Here is a 23032-nt window from a genome sequence, read left to right on the forward strand (position 1 = left end):
TTTGGTTATCAATATTAATAAAACTATAATGACGGACCTATTTTGTGACTAAAGTCTCATGGAGCCACGTTCTAACTCGCTAATATTGCCTCAACAAAACGAATTCAATTCAACAGAATCGGTAATTGATTAAATCCTGTTCCTATAATTACCGTTTAAACTTTGGAGAACGACCATGGCTACACCTCATATTAATGCTCAAGCTGGTGATTTCGCAGAAACAGTACTTATGCCGGGCGACCCGCTTCGCGCAAAATACATTGCAGAAACATTCCTTGATGACGTGAAGCAAGTTTGTGACGTTCGCAACATGTTTGGCTACACAGGCACTTACAAAGGTAAGAAAGTTTCTGTAATGGGCCACGGTATGGGTATCCCATCATGCTGCATCTACGTACACGAGCTAATCGCTGAGTTCGGCGTGAAAAACGTAATTCGCGTAGGTAGCTGTGGCGCAGTACGTGACGACGTTAAACTAATGGACGTTGTTATCGGCATGGGTGCATCTACTGACTCAAAAGTAAACCGTATTCGTTTCAACAACCACGACTTCGCTGCTATCGCTGATTTCGGTCTTCTAGAAGAAGCAGTAAACCAAGCACGTGCACAAGAAGTTCCAGTTAAAGTTGGTAACGTATTCTCTGCAGACCTTTTCTACACTCCAGAAGCTGACCTTTTTGAAAAAATGGAAAAGCTAGGCATCCTAGGTGTTGATATGGAAGCGGCTGGTATCTACGGCGTTGCTGCAGACCTTGGTGCTAAAGCACTAACTATCCTAACAGTATCTGACCACATCATCCGTGGTGAAAAACTAAGTTCTGAAGAGCGTCAAAAGTCTTTCAACGACATGATGAAAGTTGCTCTAGAGACAGCAATCAACATCTAACGATTTGATAAAAGATACATTGAAAAGCGTTACCCCGCAGCCAGGCTCGCTTGGCTGCTCAAATAATCCCGAGGGGGAGATCGTGTCTAACGACAAGCTGCCAAAAGATGCGGATGGTTTGCAACTCAACTTTTGTAAAACATTGGCGTGTGACAACTTTGGCTTGAGCGATGCAAAACGGTATGTTTTGCAACACGCGAACCCTAAGCGTCCAGCGATGGTTTGTCGTGAATGTGGAGCTTTCCCCCCCTTACTTAACAATCGTGAAGTGTTAAGCGAACTTCATCGCCTAAGACAACTTCACAGCGACGGGCTTCCTGCTTGTCGTAATGATGATTGCGATAACTTCGGCTTATCAGTTCATACCCACAAACATCTTTATCATGCCTTCGGCTACAGTGGCGACAGGCAGCGTTATCGATGTAAAGACTGCCAATCAACCTTCGTTGATAAATGGTCTGGGTCCAACAAAAAACTCCAATTTCAAGAGAACCTCATGGGCTTACTGTTCATGGGCTATTCCGTACGTGAAATCTGCCGAAAATTAGAGATAAACCCAAAGACTTTCTATGATCATGTTGACCATATCGCGAGCCGTTGTCGTCGTAAATTAGCGATGATCGATGCACGATGGGTTAACCATGCGAAAGATTACGAGTTCGCATCTCACTACCAGCGTCTGCAACCACAAAGTAACAACGGTGTGGTGTGGATAGCGACGGGCGAGGCGCATTCTGGCTATATACTTTGCCAACACGTAAACTACTCTCAAAATGAAGAACCATCAGGAAACGTCGACCATAACCCTTATGATGATGTGGCACGATTTGTATCCAAAGAGCACTCTTCAGAAGCAAATCTCGAACTGCCTCAGCCCTCTGACAAACTAAAAGAGCGCATTGAACAGCAGTACCAAGTGATTCTTGCGAGAGGTAACGTTGAGGACCCTATGGGTAACCTCACCACATTTAGCTACCCTTCAAAGGGTGCACTCATTCGACCGCCTTATACCTCTTATGCTCACTTCTTACATGTGTTGGATATGTGTAACGAAGACAAGCATGTAGCCATCTATATGCCACAAGATCCATTACTAAGATCTGCCGCTTTAAGCGTATGTTTGCCGCGCATTCAGAGTCAAAATATTGACCTTATGTATGTCGAAGAAGATTCTGGCTGGCAAGACGATCAAAGTTTTGAAAAGATCGACATCGTTCACATGAGTTGGTGGCGAGATCGTTGGGCTATTGCGAATCAGGGTGATAACCAGAAAGGTATCTGCTACCTAACCGGTAACAATCCAGAACCAAAACAGTGGTTTAACACGGCCTCAATTCAACAAACTAAGTTCTATCAACAGCGCTTTCAGCTGTTATTTGATAGCTTTATTAATGAGCCCAGACGTAAGCTTCGTCCTGGGGGCATTCTTCCATTGCTCGACATATTTAGAGCTTGGCACAATCTGTGCTACCAAGATAAGCAAGGGCTCACGGCAGCACAACGCTTAGGCGTAGCGGAGCTGCCATTAACTCTAAAGCAACTACTTTCATAGCAACAAAGCCTCTAGGTAATTATTCGGGAACTCATTGATTTTAAAGCGACAATATGAGGTAACACCCATAATTAGAAAAGATCGATGTTCCTTTGACGCTCTACGAAAGATAATTGGTGCTTATCTCAAATTACACTCTTATAATGATTGTGTTATCAATATGTTCGATAATCATGGATGTAAGTCTTGGACAAAAATCAGTACCTTCTTGAAACAGAATTAGAAAAACTCAAAACTCGTGTCGACTCTGAGCCATCGGTGATCCTAGAGATTGCCCAACAGTGCCTAGTCCGATCAGAGCAAGTTCTGTTTGAAGAGGGTGCCATCCAGTCATTAATGTTAATGGCAAGATGTAGCTGGAACCTGATGGATTACCAAAAAGGTTTAAAATACATCAAGGAAGCCTACAAGCGCCAAAGCCGATTAGATACCGATCTTTTTCTCCCTGAAATCCTCCATTTACACGCGCTCCAGTTCTGGGGACAAGCCAAGTACTATTCCGCCCAACAGTTCTGGATCAATGCTTTAGAGCAGTCCGCGTTGGTTGATGAAGTCGAAATTCAAATTGAATGCCTCATTGGCCTTGGCAATATTTGGCGGATGACCCACGAATATAAACTTGCACGTTCTACCCACCAGCTTGCCGTTAAAGTTGCTAACAACAGCCGCATTGGTTGGTTAGAGGGTAAAGCCAGAATACTGCTTGCGTGGGATTACTACCTGCTCAACAACTATGTTGAAATGCTGTCGGTATTGGACGGTGCAGAAGAAGCATTAAAAGACCATAAAGATAACACTTGGCATGCAGAGGTATGGGACTTTCGAGGCCTTGCCCTACTTGGTCTTGAACGCTTAGATGACGCGGAGCGCGCCACGGCCAAAGCGCACAATCTGGCAGTTGAACACAACCTAGTTTGGATGAAGGCGCACTCATACATCAGCCGAGCTAGATTGGAGCTCCTGAGAAAAAGACCAGAACAAGCGGCGGAATTACTGAGGCTCGCAGAACAATCCGCAAACGAGTTCGATAATGGCGAGTTGCTGAGCCAAATCTGTTACCAACAATCCTTGGTGGCGGAAGAAAACCAAGACTTCCAAGCCGCGCTCGTCGCCTTTAAAAAGTACCGTCAATATTCTATCGGCATGCTCAAAGAGCAAACGACACGTGTCGGTTTGGACAAAGCACGCAGTTCAAAACGCCAACTTGAACAGAGAGCACGAAAACTGATTAATCGTATTCGCGGTCAGCACGAGTACGATCCTGAGAAGCACCTCTCTTACGTTGTCTCTGAAACCTTTTGGTGGGAAAAGTTGGTGCTGTTCAAGACAGAGCTTAAACGTTCAAACCACAGCATCATTATGTTCCATCATGTCGATACTGATTACTTAGATGTCTGTACCGAGATTGCTCATGCTTTATGTAACCAGAATGACTTCATCGCAAGGCTAAGTTCTGAACGTGTGGCCCTTATGCTTTCCGAAAAAGGCGAAGCCGCAGAGCAAACCTTCCAAACTCTCAGCACCATGCTTGATATCTATCCATGGCATAGAAAAGGACTAAAGGGTTCGAAACCGACCGTCAGCCTCAATGATATTTTGACGTTCCCGTTCACGCTTGAACAATTAGAAGAAGACGATGCTGAGGTAATAGAATAATGGAAACTCTATTAAGCAAGATCACAGACGCCGGTTTAGACCCTTCATCAGTATCAGGTGAAGAAGCGATCATCTTCTGGAACCACATTCGTCAGCACGTTTCGACGACGCAAACAGAGCAAGCGCACTGCTATATCATTAGCTCTGAATACCGTGCCGAGTTACAACAAAATCAAACCAGTATCGAAGAGTTGAGACGAGCACTCGATCTGCTCCACCTTCCTGCCGATATCGAAGATATTCTGACAGTCAAAACCAGTTTAAGTGACCGCTTAGTTGAAACTGGTGATTACACCTCAGCACTCAATGAATTCGTCAGTTCATCGACTATCGCGGTTGAACACGGTCATATCGATGAGTATGTATTAGCTATTTTAGGCATGGGCAACCTGTGTGATTCCTATGGCGATCACAACAGAGCACTTCGTTACTACCAAAAAATCAGCAGCATAGACCATGCGATAAGCAGTCGCTCACTTCGCCTCAAATTCAAGCTGCATATGGTAGCAAGCCTACTTCTACTCAATCGCATTACAGCAGCCAGCGATTTACTGAATGAGTGCGAAGAACTGAGTATTTTGGTCAGTGACAAGTTGCTCACAGCTCAAATACTGCTTTACCAAGCAAAGGTGCTGCGCGCTAAGAAAAAACACCATGAAGCGCTACGCTGTCTGTCTAAGGTTCAATACCCAGCCAACAGCACTCAAGCAAGCTGGCTTGCAACCATGACTCGTCTAGAGATCGCACATTGCCTAAGTGCAACCGGCAAGCAAGACTACGCGAGCATGATTTTGTCGAGCACAGACAAACGCGTGAAAGCCTACTCGTCGCCAGTACTTGCAAAACGATTCTACGATTCGCTGAGTGATGTGTGTATGAATCAAGGGCGTTTTCAAGAAGCGCTAAGCTATGAGAAAAAAGGCTACCGAATTGAAACCGATCTGATGAAGCAGATCCCGATCAGTGAACTCGGTGCAAGCCAGCTACGCCGACTGTCTCGTTTTGAGTTACAACTCAAACTCATTCTCTCTGAACAAGAGAACAAAGAGCTCAAAGAGACAACCGAACAACACAAGAATGCGGTGGCTCAGCTTCAACAAGACGTATTCACAGATCCATTAACAGGGTTGCACAACCGCCGCTGGTTAGATGTGAAACTGAAAGACATGCTGCTGCACGATACCTCTTTCGCGCTGATGGTTATTGATATTGACCACTTCAAGTCTATCAATGATGAACTGAGTCACTTAGTGGGCGATAAAGCGATTGTTAGTGTGTCTCAAGAGCTACGTTCATACTTTAAGTTTAGAGGCGCGTCATGTGTCAGATTTGGTGGAGAAGAGTTCCTCGTCATTCTAGAGAACACTGATCTTCCGAAGGCAGAAATGCACTCTGAAAATTATCGAGAGCGCATTTTCCAATTCGGTTGGCATGAGATACTTGGGGAGCGCGGTTTGACCGTGAGTATTGGTATCACTTTGCATCGTGACGGAGAGAATACTCAACGTACCTTCTACCGTGCCGATAAAGCGCTATACCGAGCTAAAGCCAACGGCCGTAATCAAGTGTGTACAGAGTAGTGGCATATAGCTCTGTAGCTTAGGCCAACTGCTTATTGATAAAAGAACAGAGAAATACCAGCAAGGGCGGCAAGTGTGCCTATGATACTTTGCTTTGACACCTTCTCCCCTTTCAGCGCATAAATCACCAAAATAAAGACCGGGCTGGTCGCTATCAACGTTTGTGCAATCGCAGGGTTAGCATTCTTCAACGCCACTTGTTGAAGCCATAGAGCGAGAAACGTCCCGACAAAGATTGCTCCTAATAACCACAGTTTATCGAGCTTGGTCATTTCCCATAAATCTCTTTTTATCGATGAATACGGCTTCTTTTCAACGAAAGGGATAATCAGCATCACAGCAAACACGCCAATCGTCAGGCGAATCAAAGCACCTAACAATGGTGGGATATCACCCGCCACTAACGCGTAATGAGAAATAACCACACCAGATGCCTGACAGACACTCGCCACAAGCCCATAACCAATGCCACCCCACTGCGCTTTGTTATTCGATTCACCGCTCGCCGATTTTGATGGCTGGAAGACAACGAAGGTCACCGCTAGTGTTGTAATCACGACACCGAGCCAACTTTGCACTGTCAATACAGCGCCCAGGAACATTAATGCCAGCACACCAGAAAGAGGCGGGGCTAAAGATTCCAGTAACAGCGTCTTATTGGCACCGATTCTTTTCAACGCCGCAAAATAGGCGCTATCTCCAATCGCAATGCCAATCACACCTGAAATTGCCAATATCAGAAAATGGTTGGTACTCAGTTCAAACTCCGGCATCGGAATAAGAGGCATCACCAGCAACATCATCCCTGACGCCACTACACCCTTAACAATGTTCAATTGCATCGCAGAGAAGCGATGACCAAACTGTCCATAAATCCATGTCGCACACGCCCACACAATCGCAGCACCAATAGCCGCCAATTCACCTATATACATCCGTGTTTATCCTTTGTGGTTGTGCACGTCATTTAGAATCGTAGCTGTCATCATTTCAGCTAAAATACCAACCAGAAAGCCGAAATAGCCTCTTCAAACGCGATGAGATTTTATAAGATTCGTCAATGGTTTTGCTCACATTAGAAGCGAACACTCATTATTTATAACTCAGTAAATCATTTTTATAACAATTACTTGGATGATAGCGTACTATATTTATAACTAACATCTAACATTACAAGGATCTGTTATGTTTTTAGACTACTTTGCACTCGGCTTACTCATTTTCGTTGCTCTAGTCATCTTTTACGGCATCATCGTTATTCACGATATCCCTTATGAAATAGCCAAAGAACGTAATCATCCTCACCAAGACGCAATTCACGTCTCAGGCTGGGTTAGCCTATTCACTTTGCACACAATTTGGCCCTTTCTATGGATTTGGGCAACATTATGGCGGAAAGACCGAGGCTGGGGCTTCGAAAAACTCGAAGAAGAGCAGCACGATATTCATCACCGAGTGGATGTTTTAATCGATCAAGTTAGCACCCTTCAAGAAGAGATCGCACAGCTCAAACAAGCAAATACTAAACAAAGCAGCACAAAAAAAGAGTCAAACAACGTTCAAGATCAGGAGGCTAAGTAATGGATTTACTACTGATAATGACCTACGCGGCACTTTGTATCACTATTTTCAAAGTATTTAATATCCCACTAAACAAATGGACAGTGCCTACCGCAGTGCTCGGTGGTGTGGTCATCGTAGGAACATTGATCCTATTAATGAACTACAACCATCCTTTCACACAACTTGGCAACCAAGTTTACTCAACGACTCCAATTGTTTCAGGCGTTAGAGGTAAAGTCATTGAGGTTCCTGTTGAGGCGAATTCTCCTTTAAAGAAAGGAGACATCCTCTTTAAAATTGACCCTATCCCTTTTGAAGCAGAAGTCGCTAAGCTCGAAGCGAAAGTAAAAGAAGCAAGCCAAGGAGCACTTGGGCTTGAATCTCAAGTTGCTGAAGCTGAAGCTGCTAAAATCAAAGCGATTGCAGAAAGAGACAAAGCGCAACGCGAATTTTCTCGTTATAAGCGTGGCTTTGAAAGTGGTGCGTTTACCGAACAACAATTGGATACTCGTAGACAAGCTTATAAGGCATCGGAAGCAGCAGTAAAAGTAGCAGAAGCAAGTCAACAACAAGCTCAGATCGCTCTAAATTCTGAAATTGGTGGCGAGAACACCGCAGTGGCAGGATTACTTGCAGACTTACGTAAGGCTCAATTCAACCTTGACCAAACGGTCGTGAGAGCACCAACGGATGGATATGTTACACAACTAGCACTGCGTCCAGGCGTAATGGCTGTACCGCTACCTCTTGCTCCTGTCATGACATTTGTCCATACGGAAGAAAAATACTACATCGCAGCATTCAGACAAAACTCATTGCAACGACTGCATCCTGGTTTCGAAGCTGAATTTTTATTCAGAGCACTACCAGGCAAGATTTTCAAAGGACGCATTGATGAAATAATCCCAGCTATTGGTGAGAGTCAAATTCAAGCGCGCGGGACACTTATTGGTACCAATGCACTTCGTACTAATGGACGCGTATTTGCTAAAATGACCATCACTGATGACCTGTCTGACTACCATTTACCTATGGGTACCGCGGTTGAAGTTGCCGTTTATTCTGACAGCTTCACCCACGTTTCAATCATGCGCAAGGTCCTTATTCGCATGAAGAGTTGGCAAAACTATCTATACCTAGACCACTAAACGGTCAAAGGTACGTGACGAACCCGCTTAACACATTGTTAAGACGAATGAAAAAGTCAGACTCGCTCTGACTTTTTTGTTGCTGGATTAACCGTAAATTACGCTTTTTACACGATATTTAGGTGTTCAGATGGAATTTTAGACATCTAGACACTTACCTTCCCTTATGGAAGGGTTCTACTGTATAATGCGCGCCTTATTTTTTATATTTGCCCAAAAAACGTTCTCATTGAGACGCATATTAATAATGGCGAATATTTATTCTTTATTTTGCTTTATTTTTCAGAATTCGAGGTTATCTATGAACTTTTCAGCTAAAACAGTGGTCGTTATCGCCATTGGCGCGGCACTGTACGGCATTGGTGGTTTACCTATGTTTGGTGTCCCAGTGTTTGCTAACACGACATTGAAACCAGCAATGGCAGTTCTAGCACTGTTTTCTGTTTTGTTCGGCCCTATTGTTGGCTTCTTAGTTGGCTTTATCGGTCACTGGGTAACGGATCTGTTCGCAGGCTGGGGTGTGTGGTTAACTTGGGTTTTAGGCTCAGGTATCGTAGGCATGGTTATCGGCTTATTCCCGATGTTGACCAAGAACCGCCTTCAGCAAGGTGAGTTGCCTATGAAGGACTTCGCGCTGTTTGTGGTACTTGCCCTTGCCGGTAATGTGGTTGGTTACGGCTGCTCTGCATTCCTAGATACCATCCTTTATGCAGAACCGTTTACTAAAGTCTTCACTCAACTCTCTATCATTGCTGCGGGTAACACCGTTCTGATCGCTGTTGTTGGCTTACTGATCCTAAAATCAGTCGCTAAACGCAACAAACAAAGCCGTAACCTGACTGAGGCATAAGCGATAATGACTATAGCATTTTCGAACTTCTCTTTTAGATATGAGTCGCTGGATAAACCGACGCTAAAAAATATCAATCTAAGGATAGAGAAAGGAGAGAAAATCGTCATTATTGGACCAAGCGGTAGTGGTAAATCTACCCTAGGTCAATGCCTTAACGGTCTGATTCCTCATGCTATCAAAGGTGAGGTGACTGGCTCTCTAGAGATCAACGGTAAGAACATTTCTGATTTTTCTATGCACGACTATACCGAGCAGGTTGGCACAGTATTACAAGATACTGATAGCCAATTTGTCGGTTTGAGTATTGGCGAAGACATCGCATTCGCACTGGAAAATCAGTTAGTGTCGAACATTGATATGTACCCTCTGGTTAAGTCGACAGCAAAAATGGTCGACTTAGCAGATATGCTTGATCGCTCGCCACATGATTTATCCGGCGGCCAGAAACAACGCGTGTCATTAGCGGGCATCTTAGTTGATGACGTTGACATCCTGTTGTTTGATGAACCTTTGGCTAGCCTTGACCCGAAAACGGGTAAAGCGACTATCGAAATCATCGACCAACTTCATAAAGAAACCAACAAGACTATAGTCATCATCGAGCATCGCCTTGAAGATGTACTACATCGCGATATCGATCGAGTGATCTTGATGGAGCGCGGTGAAATTGTCGCGGACATGACACCCGATGAAATCTTAGCTTCTGAACTGCTTGAAACACACGGTATTCGTGAACCACTTTATTTATCTGCTCTGAAGGCAGCGAAAGCACCTTTGACCAGTGAAGATAAGCTATCAAACCTCAAAGCTCTCGATTACAAAAGATTCCGCCCTGCGGTTCAGGCTTGGTTTGCAGAGCGCCCGACTCCAGTTGCCGAGAAGCAGTACCAACCTTTGCTTGAGGTCCACGGCCTGACTTACTCTTACGATGGTGAAAAGAACGCTCTCGAAGATGTCAGCTTTAAGATTGGTAAGGGTGAGTTCGTTTCAATCTTAGGCAAAAACGGTTCAGGCAAATCTACCATCACTAAACTCATCATGGGTGTGATCGATGCCGATTCAGGCTCTTCCTATCTAAATGGTGAAGACCTATCTGAGCTTTCTATCTTTGAAAGAAGCCAGAAAGTCGGTGTCGTGATGCAGAACCCAAATCATATGATCTCTCATCATATGATTTTTGATGAAGTTGCATTCGGTCTGCGTAATCGTGGGGTTGCAGAGCAGGAAATCAAAGAGAAGGTGGAAAACGTTCTTGAGCTGTGTGGCTTGAGCAAGTTCCGCCACTGGCCAATCGAAGCGCTAAGCTACGGTCAGAAAAAACGCGTAACGATCGCTTCTATCTTAGTATTGGAGCCAGAGCTTCTGATCTTGGATGAACCAACAGCGGGTCAAGATTACCGCAACTACACCTCAATGCTGGCGTTTATCCAAAAGCTTAACCGCGAGTTAGGTATCACCGTCGTGATCATTTCACACGACATGCACCTTGTTCTAGAGTACACCACACGCTCAATTGTCATTGCTGACAGCAAGCTGATTGCCAATGCCGCGATGACGGAAGTATTCAGTCAGCCATCGCTGTTAGAACGCGCAAATCTTTGTACCACCAGCATTTATGAACTCGCGACTATGATGAAAATCGACGACACCAACGCATTCATGCAGTACTTCATCGACTACGAGAGAAGCGCTCAATGAACGTATCAAAAGTAAAATTCGGCATCAATTACATTGATACAAAATCACCGCTTCATGCACTTAACGGCATCACCAAATTTGCGCTCTTCTTAGCTTGGGTAACCGTGGTCTTAACTACGTTCGACCTAAGATTGATTGCACTGCTTATTGTGACTGGTTTATACCTGCTAAAGCTGACCAATGTGCCTGTACGCGTATATAAGCCTCTGTTATTGGGTACGGCGAGTGTATTGAGCCTAAATGCTTTGTTCATGTATCTGCTGGCTCCACAGCAAGGTACTGAGCTCATCGGCAGCAAAACCTTATTGCTGACATTGCCGGGTAACTACTCGTTGAGCCAAGAGACTCTGTTTTACTTGGTTACTGTGACGCTCAAATACATGAGCATGTTCCCGATAGCGTTGATTTTTGTCTTCACAACGCATCCGACTGAGTTTGCAGCTAGCCTCAACCGTATCGGTGTTCCTTACAAGATCGCCTATGCGGTCAGCTTAACACTGCGTTACTTGCCAGAAGTTAAGAAAGACTTCATCAATATCATGCATGCTCAACAGGCTCGTGGTGTAGAGCTCTCAAAGAAAGCGCCTCTAATTACTCGAATCAAAAATGTGGCTAAGGTTCTAGGCCCGCTCATTTTCTCTAGCTTGGACCGAGCAGACGAGATCTCTAACGCAATGACGTTACGAGGTTTTGGCCGACACAAAGCTCGCACTTGGTATAGCTATGCACCTTTGAAACGTATCGACTTTGTTTGTTTAGGTGTCATCGCTTTTATCGTGGTGTTAGCCATTGCGAAACGCATTCTAGAGCCGCAGTTATTTTGGTATCCGTTCTAGTCATCTGAATTAGCATAGATAAACAAAGACTTTAAATAACACACCGCTCAATAGGGCGGTGTTTTTGTTTATGCCAAAATCTGATTGATAATTGAACCAATGACACAATACTGACTATATTTAACGATAAATTGACCTGTTATTTACCCTTGGAGTTTGAGATTTAATTCATAAGCTCTTAATATACTCTTTTACAGAATGTTACAATCAATAGAGATTTGTAATGGCTCGAATTACTCAAGTACAGAAACTAGAAAATCAAAAGCACTACGATGAGATCGTACTAAACCTTTTTCTGGCTGAAGGACATGAAGCACTAACTTATGCAAGGATTGCTCAAGAAATTGGCATTAGTTTGACGACGCTTCAGGGCTATTATCCGTCGACCCGCGCTATTCGTTCAGTACTTCACGAACACATGCTATCGATCGTTATAGACAGTCTAGACTTTTCATCGGAAGCGCTTTTTATCCAATCTTGGCAAGCCGCTCTAGATAATGAGCAGTTTCGATACGTGATTAAATTGATGTTTTTCCATGCTTCGCAAATAAAGAACCCTGAGCAATTTAACCTCAGCTCGAACGGCGAATTTCGTGAAAAGATGTTGGACAGTTTAGGCAACGACTCAGTTCGAATCCTTGAAATGGTAGTCGGACGCTCAATGTTCTATCTCACCAACTTCAAGTAACGCTAACCAGCTTACTGAAATAGAAAAAGGGAACCCTAGGGTTCCCTTTTTTAGACTTTCAGAAAAGTGAGCAGCGATGACCTGCTCAACTTATAGACCTAATTTAGCTTGTAAAAAACGGTCGATAACGGCGGCAAACGCAGCTCAATCGATGTGTCTAGCCCTTCGCTCTCTACAGATTCAATCTCAGCAGTCTGCTTCACTTCAAAACCGCTGCCTGCATAGTCGACAGAGTCTGTATTCAACAACAATGCGTATTCACCTTTTGCAGGAACACCTAAGCGGAAATGCTCGTGAGGCACTGGCGTAAAGTTAGACACTATCAATACTCGCTCACCAGATTCACTGATGCGCTCGTGCGCAAGAATGCTCGCTTCAGCAGAGTCCTGTAGACGCCATTCAAAGCCTTTCGGATCAAAATCAAGATCGTGCATTGCAGCTTCAGAGCGGTACAGATTGTTCAGGTCTTTCGTTAAACGCTGAACACCTTGATGACGCTCGTAATCCAGCAAAAACCATTGCAGCTGGTCGTCATGGTTCCATTCAGCCGTCTGACCAAATTCTGCACCCATGAAGTTCAGCTTCTTACCTGGTTGCGCATACATGTAACCCATATAAGCACGTAGGTTTGCCGTTTGCTGCCATTCATCACCAGGCATCTTGTTGTGGATAGAACCTTTACCGTAAACCACCTCATCGTGAGACAGAGACAATACATAATTCTCACTGTGTGCGTAAACCAGTGGGAAGGTAATCGTATCGTGGTGATATTTACGGTTGATTGGGTCTTCTTGAATGTAAGACAAGCTGTCGTGCATCCAACCCATGTTCCACTTAAAGCCAAAGCCTAAGCCGCCCATAAAAGTCGGTGCTGAAACACCAGGGAAAGCCGTTGATTCTTCAGCAATCGTCATCGCATTCGGAAAGTGTTTATACACTTCTTCGTTCATCCACTTAAGGGTTGCGATAGCGTCGTAGTTTTCGTTGCCGCCATCCGCATTCGGGATCCATTGGTCATGGCTACGCGAATAGTCGAGGTACAACATCGAAGCAACCGCATCAACACGGATGCCATCAATGTGGAATTGCTCGAACCAGTACAGTGCATTAGAAACTAAGAAACGACGAACATGCTCTTTGCCTAAATCGTAAATGTACGAGTTCCAATCTTGATGCCAACCACGACGTGGATCTGGATCATGGAATAATGGCGTACCATCGAAGTTTGCTAGGCCGTGATCATCACTTGGGAAGTGAGCAGGAACCCAGTCCAGAACAACGCCAAGACCCGCTTGGTGACATTGATCGACGAAGTATTTGAAATCATCTGGAGAGCCAAAACGGCTAGTCGGTGCAAATAGACCTACAGGCTGATAGCCCCAAGAACCGTAGAATGGATGTTCTGAAACTGGCATTAGTTCAACGTGCGTGTAGCCAAGATCCGTTAGATATGGGATCAGCTCTGCCGCAAGCTCGCGATAATTTAAGAATTCACCTTCAGCGTTACGCTTCCAAGAACCTGCATGCAATTCATAGAACGAAAGCGCTTCTTTGCGCTTTTGCGTTACCGGGCGATTTTGCCATTGAGTATCTTGCCACTGGTAACGAGCGTGATCGTAAGTTACAGATGAGAACGATGGGTATTGCTCAGAGTAGAAACCCCATGGGTCAGCTTTGTGTGGTAAGCCTTCGCCATTTGGTCCTTTTAATTCAAACTTGTATTGAGCGCCTTCTTCCAGTTCAGGAATGAATAAGCCCCACATACCGTAATCTAGGCGTTGCATTGGGTGGCGGCGACCATCCCAAGCGTTGAAGTTACCCACCAAGCTTACCGCAGTTGCATGCGGTGCGTACACCAAGAAACGCGTACCTGAAATCGTCTGTCCATCACGCTCTAGCGTAATAAACTGAGCCCCCATGTGATGATACATATCTTTCGGTGTATGAAGATCTTCATAACTCGCGTACAGATCGTGGTACTGGTAAGGATCATCGATGATCTGTTCTACGCCAGCCCAATCAACCGCAAGCTTATAGTGAGTAAAACGTAAGTCTCTCTCTTGCTTAAGAATGAAACCACTTTCACCCTCTCGCGCTAACTCAATACGAGGTTCCTTTCCAACAATCAACTCGACTTTATCTGCCCCAGGAATCCACACACGTAATGCACCTTGCTCAGAAGGTAGGTATGGCCCTAAAAACGCGAATGGGTCTGTGAAACAAGCCTGTGATAGTTGGGTATATATTTGTTTTTGCTTTGAAATCGAACTTAGTTCCAAAACGTTTCTCCCTAACCAAACATCCAAAAAACATAATACAAAAATGCCCGCTATTAGTGCGGGCAATATAACGACGGTTTATTCTACCAGATGAGCATTCATTATTGAGTGACCGAGGTTGTAGTTTCGTACGGCGTAAGCAAAAAACCACCTAATTTCAAGTCACTCACGTCATTACTTACCGGCTTTTTCTCGAACGTCAGTCAGCTTAGAAGCGATACGATTAACGCCTTCGTGAGCAAATATTTCGTCCAAGTTCATTGATAGTTTACGACGCCAGTTAGGGTATTCATCAACCGTGCCAGGAATGTTTACTGGCTTGTCCATCTCTAGCCAATCTTCTAGCTGAACGCTCAGTAGTGTTGAACCACCAGCCGCTACGTGCAGTTGAAGTGCCTCAGCAAGGTAAGAGTCCATCGGTACTTGGCTCGCATCGCGGCCCACACCTTCTGGTAGGAAACCATGCCATGCTACTGAATCTAAGATACCTTGCTTGCACTCTAGGCGGTCATCGAACAAGGTTTCTAATTGTTCTGCATCTGGGTATAAGCCAATCTCTTGGCCCATTTTCAGGTCATCACAGTGCCAGAAGCCACGAAGCGTTGGCATATCGTGAGTACACAGTGCCGCCATCGATTGTGATGCGTAGTGTTTTGGTGAGATGAAACCACCGTCATCTTCTGATGTTTCGAAGAAGAACACTTTGTAAGAGTGCACGCCAGCATCTGCAAGGATGTCGACAATCTCATCCGGTACCGTTCCTAAATCTTCACCGATAACGCTACATTGGTAACGGTGAGATTCAAGCGCCAGAATAGACAGCATATCTTGTACTGGGTAGTAGATGTACGCGCCCTTAGTTGCGTTCTCACCCTTTGGAATCCACCACAAGCGCAGTAGACCTAAAACGTGGTCGATACGCAGTGCACCACAGTGCTTCATGTTCGCACGAAGTAGCTTGATGTAAGCGTCGTAGCTTGTTTCTTGAAGCACTTCTGGGTTTAACGGAGGTAGACCCCAGTTCTGACCCAAAGGACCAAGAATATCAGGTGGAGCACCAATGCTCGCATCCATCACTAGGTTGCCTTCGTCAGCCCAAGTCTCGCTGCCTGAATCTGCAACACCTACCGCTAAGTCACGGTACAGGCCAACAGCCATGCCCTTCTCTTCTGCAAGAGACTGTGCATCGTTGATCTGGCAATCTGCTAGCCATTGCAGGTACATGTACAGATGAACGTTTTCTAAGTTCTCTTTGATGTATTTCTGTGTCGCTGGGCTGTCGAATGTACGGTACTTCTCAGGGAATACCGGCCATCCCCACATGCCAGAATCTTCTGCATGCAGTTCACCATGTAGAGCATCAAACGCCGCTTGATGCATCAGGCTATCGCCACCCTCTTCTACGAAGGCTAAGAACGCTTGTGCACGGTCGCTGTTTTTGTCTAGATGACGAGTCTTAAATTCTGCGAATAGCAGAGGCAAGATGCTCATCTTAAGCTCAGACACTTCGGTGTAGTTTACCCAGTGTGCTTCACGCGCTTTTTGTAGACGCTGTTGGAACTCTGCGCTGCCGACTGTTTGTTGTGCTTCTGCACTTAGTGCAAATTCAGGAACTGAACTCACATCAATGTATAAGATGTTCAACCAGCGACGAGAAGATGGGCTATATGGGCTCGCACCTTCAGGGTTCGCAGGGAACAATGAGTGAATTGGGTTTAGACCAACGAAGTCACCACCACGAGAAGCGATATCCGCAACAAGCTGTTTTAGGTCTCCGAAATCACCAATACCCCAGTTATGCTGAGTTCTTAGGGTATAAAGTTGAACACTGGGTCCCCAAAGCTTTTTGCCTTGCTCGATTGGTGACTGCTTGAAACACGCTTTTGGCGTAATAATCAGTGTCATCTCGTAAGGCTTCTTACGGCGCTTACGGCTCACAATGAGCTTGTGATAACCCCATGCCAAATCACTTGGCAATGCAAACACTAAAGGGCCACCCTCGGCACGCTCGTCACGAATGACTTGAGATTGAAGATAGCCTTCAAGTACCTCTCCTTGCTCGGTTTCTAAGCGCCAGCTGAACTCACTTTCACGAGCACTTACACCTAGATTAAGCGCTACTTCTACTGGCTCACCGTCACGCAAGACAAGAACTGGGTCTAGTACATCTTTTTTGTGTTTTCTTTCTGCTGACTTAAGCAGTGCATCATCGCTGCTTGTATCGTAGCCCAACGAAGCCAATAGAGACGTGATCGTCTCGTCTGATACTTGTGCTTCATCGCCCCACGCACTAACGTAACTGTCGGCAATGTTTGCCATTTCTGCGACTTGTTTTAATACGGTCTGTTCTTTCATCGCTCTCTCCGAAAACGTTCTGACGCTTTCTATTTTGTAGGGTTGTTAATTTAATTTTTACTAATCAATTAGCTTGTGACAATCGGTTTGTAAGCAGCTTGTTTATAAACGAAACCTTTAAGCCTTTCGTTTGCTCACAAGCTAATTGAGCCAAGGCAGAAACTGCCTTGGCTACTTTGGAAGTATTAACGGTTAACCGCTTCAAGTTTCCAGATGTTGTTCACGTAGTCGCGGATAGAGCGGTCTGATGTGAACTTACCAACCAATGCTGTGTTAAGAATTGCTTTCTTAGCCCAACCTGCTTGGTCTTTGTATTGCGTGCCCATGTCTTCGTGCGCTTTCACGTAAGATGCGAAGTCAGCAAGACATAGGTAAGGGTCACCACCGTCTAGCAGGCTATCAAACGTTGCACGTAGAAGGCCTGGTTGACCTGGAGTGAACTCATCGCCAGTCAGTAGGTCTAGAGATGCTTTCAGTAGTGGGTCTGCATTGTAGTAGTCGTATGGGTTGTAGCCTTGAGCTTTCAGAGCTTGAACACCATCAACGTCTAGGCCGAAGATGTAGATGTTTTCATCACCCACTTCTTCACGAATCTCAACGTTTGCACCATCCATCGTACCGATAGTTAGCGCGCCGTTTAGAGCCATCTTCATGTTGCCCGTACCAGATGCTTCTTTACCCGCTAGTGAGATTTGCTGAGAAACGTCTGCTGCAGGGATGATGATTTCAGCCATGCTTACACGGTAGTCAGGAATGAATACCACTTTCAGTTTGTTACCGATGCGAGGGTCGTTGTTGATCTTCTCTGCAATCTTGTTAACCGCGAAGATGATCTCTTTCGCTAGGTGGTAACCCGGTGCTGCTTTCGCTGCGAAGAAACATACGCGTGGCTCACACTCGAAACCAGGTTCGTTAAGAATACGGTGGTACAGAGATAGAATGTGTAGCAAATCTAGGTGCTGACGCTTGTATTCGTGAAGACGTTTGATTTGAACGTCAAAGATAGCGTTAGTATCTAGCTCGATACCCATGTTCTCTTGAACCCAATCAGCTAGGCGCTGTTTGTTTTCTTTCTTAACAGCCATGAATTCTTTTTGGAATTTCGCGTCTGTTGCAAACTTAGCGATGCCTTCTAGCTGCTCAAGTTTTGCTGGCCATTCAGTGCCGATCTTACCCGTGATTAGCGTAGATAGACCTGGGTTACAGAACTTCAACCAACGACGTGGCGTGATGCCGTTCGTTACGTTAGTCAGTTTACCTGGGAAGATTTCGTTGAACTCAGGGAACAAGTCTTTCTTAACCAGTTGTGAGTGAAGCGCAGCTACACCGTTTACTTTGTAAGAACCAATCACACATAGGTTTGCCATGCGAACCATGCGGTGGAAACCTTCTTGGATGATAGAAAGCTTCGCTTGCTTCTCACCGTCACCAGGCCACATCTTGCGAACTTCTTGCATGAAGCGGTGGTTGATTTCAAAAATGATTTCCATGTGACGTGGAAGAAGACGGTTGATCAGTGATTCAGACCAAGTCTCTAGTGCTTCAGGAAGTAGTGTGTGGTTCGTGTATGCGAACGTATGAGCACTGATTTCCCATGCTTGGTCCCAAGATAGACCTTTCTCGTCAATCAAGATGCGCATTAGCTCAGGAATCGCAATCGTTGGGTGCGTATCGTTAAGCTGAATCGTTTCTTGCTTAGGCAGATCTTCTAGAGAGAAACCTGCTGCTTCGTGACGACGTAGAATATCGCGAACAGACGCTGCTGAGTGGAAGTACTGCTGCATTAGGCGCAGAGTCTTGCCTTTCTCGTGGTTGTCGTTCGGATAAAGTACTTTAGTGATGTTACCTGCATCGATTAGTGAGTGTTGCGCTTCGAAGTAGTCACCGTTGTTAAAGCTTGCTAGTGAGAATGGTGCAATTGCCTGACATTCCCAAAGACGCAATGGGTAAACCGTGTTTGACTCGTAACCTACGATAGGTAGATCCCAAGGCATTGCTTTCACTTCCATACCTGGAACCCAAGTACGTACTTCTTTACCGTCGATGAATTCAACTTCTACATGACCGTAAAAACCAATGTGTTGTGCTAGTTCTGGACGAGCCACTTCCCATGGGTAACCTTCAACACCGCGCCATGCGTCAGGTGCTTCTTGTTGGCGACCGTCTTGGAAAGACTGCTTGAATAAACCGTATTCGTAGTGAAGACCGTAGCCTACTGTTGGGTATTCTTGAGCGGCACAAGAATCCATGAAACAAGCAGCTAGACGACCAAGACCACCATTACCTAGTGATGGGTCACGTTCTTCTTCTAGAAGGTCAGTTAGGTTTTGACCTAGCTCTTCCATTGCATGAGTGATCTGTTCGTATAGACCCATGCTGATCAGGTTGTTACCTGTTAGACGGCCAATCAAAAACTCAAGTGATAGGTAGTTAACGCTCTTCGCGTTCTTAATTTTTTCGTCATTTTCAGTTTCTAACAGATCAAATGTTGTGAGTTCTGCTAGCGCACGCCCCATTGCTAGGTACCATGCGCGGCTATCTGCGTTTTCAATCGTTGTTGCGTAGGTTGCAGATAAATGTTTCTTAACACTCTCTTGGAATGACACTTTATCGAAAGTTTTTTGCTGAGTTGGTTTCATTTCAGAAATCTCGCTTTTAATAGTTCTAATTCATCTGTGACATATCGTGCATGGTCACCATGAACTAAACATCCTCCCGCTAATGCAACTGACTAGGAGTAGATGGGAGGGCGTAGGGGGCGTACCGACTTAGGGTTAGTGATCTGACTCTCATGTTCTGACTGCGAACAAAAACTTGGAGTGACTAAGATCACAAGCTCCCGTTCGATAACTTAACTTCAATTGATGTGACTTTTATTTAACCCATTTAAAGTCATTGCCAAATCTGAGTTTCAGATCACGAAAATAATTTCCAACTCTCATCTTTTGCATTGATTCCCGTGTAGGGATGAACGAAGTCACATTCACAAACCAACCCGCAACGTGAGCAAAGTCTCAAATAAAGGGCGTAGACACCCAAAAACATGCAGGAGTGCAAGGTTTCTGAGGAGGATCGTAGTCGGTAACGTTTGGCTTCACGTAATATGAGTAAAGACTTAAGTAATTAGGCTCATGTCATTGGAGTGCACTCAACGATAGATTGGGATATTCCAGAACATAGCCACGGAATAGGTGTAAAACTTCGATATGTGGATCCCTTCGAAACTGACTCGTCCCGGCCGCTTACATAATGCAATCCTACGACCTAGGGTTCTCGATCTGCTTCACAATGCAGATTGCTATAAGCTTGTGTTGTTCCGCTCTCCAGCGGGCTACGGCAAAACCACCATGGCTGCACAATGGTTGGTAGATAAACCTAATGTGGGTTGGTACAGCATTGATGATAGCGACAATGATGCCTTCCGCTTTATCAACTACCTACTTCAATCACTTAATAAAGCGACTCAAAATGCCTGTCCGAATGCCCAAAAACTGGCAGAAAAGCGACAGTTTTCATCGCTGCATTCTTTATTAAGTGAAGTATTTGCCGAGATGTCGGAATTCCATCACGAGTGCTTTCTGGTGTTGGATGACTATCACTTGGTCAACAATGACGACATCCACGAAGCCATGCGCTTCTTCCTCAAACACATGCCCGATAACCTAACGTTGGTTGTCACCAGTCGTGGTACGCCACCACTTGGTACAGCAAACCTGCGCGTTCGTGACTTAATGATCGAATTAGGTAATGACTCGTTGGCGTTTGATACCGAAGAAACCACACGCTTTTTCAACCAACGCGTAGCCGACGGCATTGATGACACCACGGCAGATAGCATTTGTAGTTATGTAGAAGGTTGGCCTTCTGCACTACAACTTATCGCGCTACAAGCACAACACCAAAAACGCACTCTTGCACAGTCCGCAGAGTCATTCTCTCACTTTAACCACGCCCATCTTTGGGACTACTTGGTTGAAGAAGTATTCGACCTGCTAGACAAAGAAACCCGACAGTTCTTGATGCAATGTTCTGTGCTTGATCACTTCAACGATGAGCTTGTGTGTGCACTTACACAGCGTGAAGATGCGTTAGGTATGATCGAATCACTCAACCGTTTTGGTTTGTTCATCTACCCGCTTGAAGGTGAAAAGAACTGGTATCGTTTCCATAACTTGTTTGGTGAATTCCTCGCACATGAGCGCCAAGCTCGAATTCCTCAGCAAGAAGCTGAACTGCATCGAAGTGCTGCAAAAGCGTGGATCAAGCAAAACACACCACACCAAGCACTACGTCACGCACAGCGCGCTGAAGATCCAGAACTGATCATTCAAATCCTGACTGAGCACGGTTGGCCGATGTTCAACCAAGGTGAGCTTTCGTCATTAGAAATGGCGATCAAACAGCTAACCACAGATCAACTATACAGTGAGCCAAAGCTTTCGATGTTGCGCGCTTGGCTTGCACAAAGTCAGCACCGTTATGACCAAGTGGGTACTTTGTTGGAAGAGGCTGAGACTCAATATCAAGCGCGAAACATTGAACTCGATACTCAGCAGCAAGGCCAATACAACGCCTTACGCGCACAAGTTGCCATCAACAGCAATGAGCCTGAGAAAGCATTGGAATTGGCTGAGCTTTCGTTGAGTCAGTTGAACACCACCGTTTATCGTAGCCGCATTGTCGCAACCTCGGTTGTGGGCGAAGTGAATCACGTAATGGGTAACCTAAGCCGTGCGCTACCGATGATGCAACAAACAGAAAAACTGGCACGTCAGTATCAGGTTTACCATCAGGCCCTGTGGGCGATTCTGCAACAAAGCGAAATCTTGATTGCTCAAGGTTATGTTCAAGCTGCATTTGAGCTACAAGACAGTGCATTCAAATTGATTGAAGAACATCAGCTGCAATACGTACCTCTGCACGAATTCTTGCTGCGTGTTCGCGCTCAGATCTTCTGGTGTTGGAACCGACTAGATGAAGCGGAAGAGTGTTGCTACAAAGGCTTAGATATCCTTGGTCACCACTCTCCGAGTAAACACCTGCACAGCTATTCTATGTTGGCTCGTATTTCATTGAGCCGTGGTGAGATTGATAAAGCGTCGAAATTTATCGACCAGATTCAGCACCTATTGCGTCAATCGACTTACCACGTAGATTGGACGGCAAATGCTTCTCTTTCTTTGATTCTGTTCTGGCAAGTAAAAGGCGATAAAGAAGCTATCCGTGATTGGCTGAGTGTGGCTGTTCGACCTGAATCGGCAAGTAACCACTTCTGCCAACTTCAGTGGCGAAACATCGTTCGTGCTCACATCATCCTTGAGCAGTATGAAGACGCAGAAGAAGCGCTGACCTTCCTTAAGAGTGAAGCCCAGCGTTCGCACCTGATTACAGACACCAACCGCAACTTGATCGTTGAAGCCGTGTTACGTACACAAATTAACGATGAAGACAGCGCACGAATACTACTCGAAGAAGCGCTTCATATGACTAACCAAACCGGTATGGTCGGTAACTTCTTGGTAGACGGTGGGACTATCGGGCATATCTTGGATAAGTTGAGCAACAAGCCAGGCTTAGGTGATTTAGAACGTCACCGCGCACAACAAATCATGAAAGATATTTCCGCGACCCAACGCAGCCGCTCGGTTCACTTCGATGAAGACTTTGTTGAGAACTTGGTTAATCACCCGAACATTCCTGAGCTTGTGCGTACTAGCCCACTCACCCAGCGTGAATGGCAAGTACTTGGTCTGATCTACTCAGGATTCAGTAATGAGCAGATCGCTCAAGAACTCGATGTAGCGGGTACCACAATCAAGACTCACATCCGTAACCTTTACCAAAAGCTCAACATTGCTAACCGTAAAGAAGCAATCAGCACAGCGGAGAACTTGCTGCAGTTGATGGGGTACTAAAACGGATTCGAGATTCGAGATTC

Annotated in this window: 15 protein-coding genes; 11 read left to right on the forward strand and 4 right to left on the reverse strand. The window is 45.3% G+C overall.

Translation table 11 applies throughout. From position 1 onward, the window contains the following. Positions 1-175 precede the first annotated feature (175 nt). The 4 genes from deoD (at position 176) to AB4138_RS06740 (ending at position 5674) form a co-directional block, all read left to right on the forward strand. Positions 176-886, forward strand: a complete 711-nt coding sequence (deoD, locus tag AB4138_RS06725; protein ID WP_017061880.1) for a purine-nucleoside phosphorylase — start codon at positions 176-178, stop codon at positions 884-886. A gap of 82 nt (positions 887-968) precedes the next feature. Continuing rightward, positions 969-2438, forward strand: coding sequence for a lactate dehydrogenase (locus AB4138_RS06730; protein WP_048610586.1), 1470 nt, complete (start codon positions 969-971; stop codon positions 2436-2438). 186 nt (positions 2439-2624) lie between these two features. Continuing rightward, positions 2625-4094, forward strand: coding sequence for a hypothetical protein (locus AB4138_RS06735; RefSeq protein ID WP_017061878.1), 1470 nt, complete (start codon positions 2625-2627; stop codon positions 4092-4094). Continuing rightward, positions 4094-5674: a diguanylate cyclase domain-containing protein gene (locus tag AB4138_RS06740; RefSeq protein ID WP_372305410.1), complete on the forward strand. Its 1581-nt coding sequence runs from the start codon at positions 4094-4096 to the stop codon at positions 5672-5674. Before AB4138_RS06735 ends, AB4138_RS06740 begins: the two co-directional genes overlap by 1 nt. A 32-nt stretch (positions 5675-5706) precedes the next feature. Here the strand turns inward: AB4138_RS06740 and AB4138_RS06745 are convergent, their stop codons facing one another. After that, positions 5707-6609: a DMT family transporter gene (locus AB4138_RS06745; RefSeq protein ID WP_017061876.1), complete on the reverse strand. Its 903-nt coding sequence runs from the start codon at positions 6607-6609 to the stop codon at positions 5707-5709. Positions 6610-6859: 250 nt separating this feature from the next. Between AB4138_RS06745 and AB4138_RS06750 the strand changes: the two genes are divergently transcribed. From AB4138_RS06750 to AB4138_RS06775, 6 genes are all read left to right on the forward strand, one after another. Beyond that, complete coding sequence (locus AB4138_RS06750; RefSeq protein ID WP_017061875.1) at positions 6860-7255, forward strand: DUF3302 domain-containing protein; 396 nt, start codon at positions 6860-6862, stop codon at positions 7253-7255. Next, positions 7255-8385 (forward strand): HlyD family secretion protein, encoded by a 1131-nt coding sequence (locus AB4138_RS06755; protein WP_017061874.1) that lies wholly within the window; start codon positions 7255-7257, stop codon positions 8383-8385. The genes AB4138_RS06750 and AB4138_RS06755 overlap by 1 nt, the downstream gene beginning before the upstream one ends. A gap of 301 nt (positions 8386-8686) precedes the next feature. Next, on the forward strand, positions 8687-9235 hold the full coding sequence (locus AB4138_RS06760) for an ECF-type riboflavin transporter substrate-binding protein (protein WP_017066579.1): 549 nt from the start codon (positions 8687-8689) through the stop codon (positions 9233-9235). 6 nt (positions 9236-9241) lie between these two features. Then, on the forward strand, positions 9242-10936 hold the full coding sequence (locus AB4138_RS06765) for an ABC transporter ATP-binding protein (RefSeq protein ID WP_017064242.1): 1695 nt from the start codon (positions 9242-9244) through the stop codon (positions 10934-10936). Beyond that, entirely contained in the window at positions 10933-11772 is an 840-nt protein-coding gene (locus AB4138_RS06770; RefSeq protein ID WP_017064241.1) for an energy-coupling factor transporter transmembrane protein EcfT, read from the forward strand. Before AB4138_RS06765 ends, AB4138_RS06770 begins: the two co-directional genes overlap by 4 nt. 223 nt (positions 11773-11995) lie before the next feature. Further along, positions 11996-12460, forward strand: coding sequence for a TetR/AcrR family transcriptional regulator (locus tag AB4138_RS06775; RefSeq protein ID WP_372305412.1), 465 nt, complete (start codon positions 11996-11998; stop codon positions 12458-12460). Positions 12461-12558: 98 nt separating this feature from the next. Here the strand turns inward: AB4138_RS06775 and glgB are convergent, their stop codons facing one another. The 3 genes from glgB to AB4138_RS06790 form a co-directional block, all read right to left on the reverse strand. Then, a complete protein-coding gene (gene glgB, locus AB4138_RS06780; protein WP_017064240.1) occupies positions 12559-14739 on the reverse strand; it encodes a 1,4-alpha-glucan branching protein GlgB in 2181 nt (726 codons plus the stop codon). 174 nt (positions 14740-14913) lie between these two features. Continuing rightward, a complete protein-coding gene (malQ, locus tag AB4138_RS06785; protein ID WP_017067441.1) occupies positions 14914-17094 on the reverse strand; it encodes a 4-alpha-glucanotransferase in 2181 nt (726 codons plus the stop codon). A gap of 185 nt (positions 17095-17279) precedes the next feature. After that, on the reverse strand, positions 17280-19733 hold the full coding sequence (locus tag AB4138_RS06790) for a glycogen/starch/alpha-glucan phosphorylase (protein WP_069597239.1): 2454 nt from the start codon (positions 19731-19733) through the stop codon (positions 17280-17282). Positions 19734-20300: 567 nt separating this feature from the next. Between AB4138_RS06790 and malT the strand changes: the two genes are divergently transcribed. Beyond that, positions 20301-23009 carry an HTH-type transcriptional regulator MalT gene (malT, locus tag AB4138_RS06795; RefSeq protein ID WP_017061867.1) on the forward strand — a complete coding sequence of 903 codons (2709 nt, stop codon included), beginning with the start codon at positions 20301-20303 and terminating at the stop codon, positions 23007-23009. The last annotated feature ends 23 nt before the right edge of the window (positions 23010-23032 follow it).

The organism is Vibrio sp. 10N.286.52.C3 (genome assembly GCF_041468865.1).
Lineage (GTDB): Bacteria > Pseudomonadota > Gammaproteobacteria > Enterobacterales > Vibrionaceae > Vibrio > Vibrio crassostreae_C.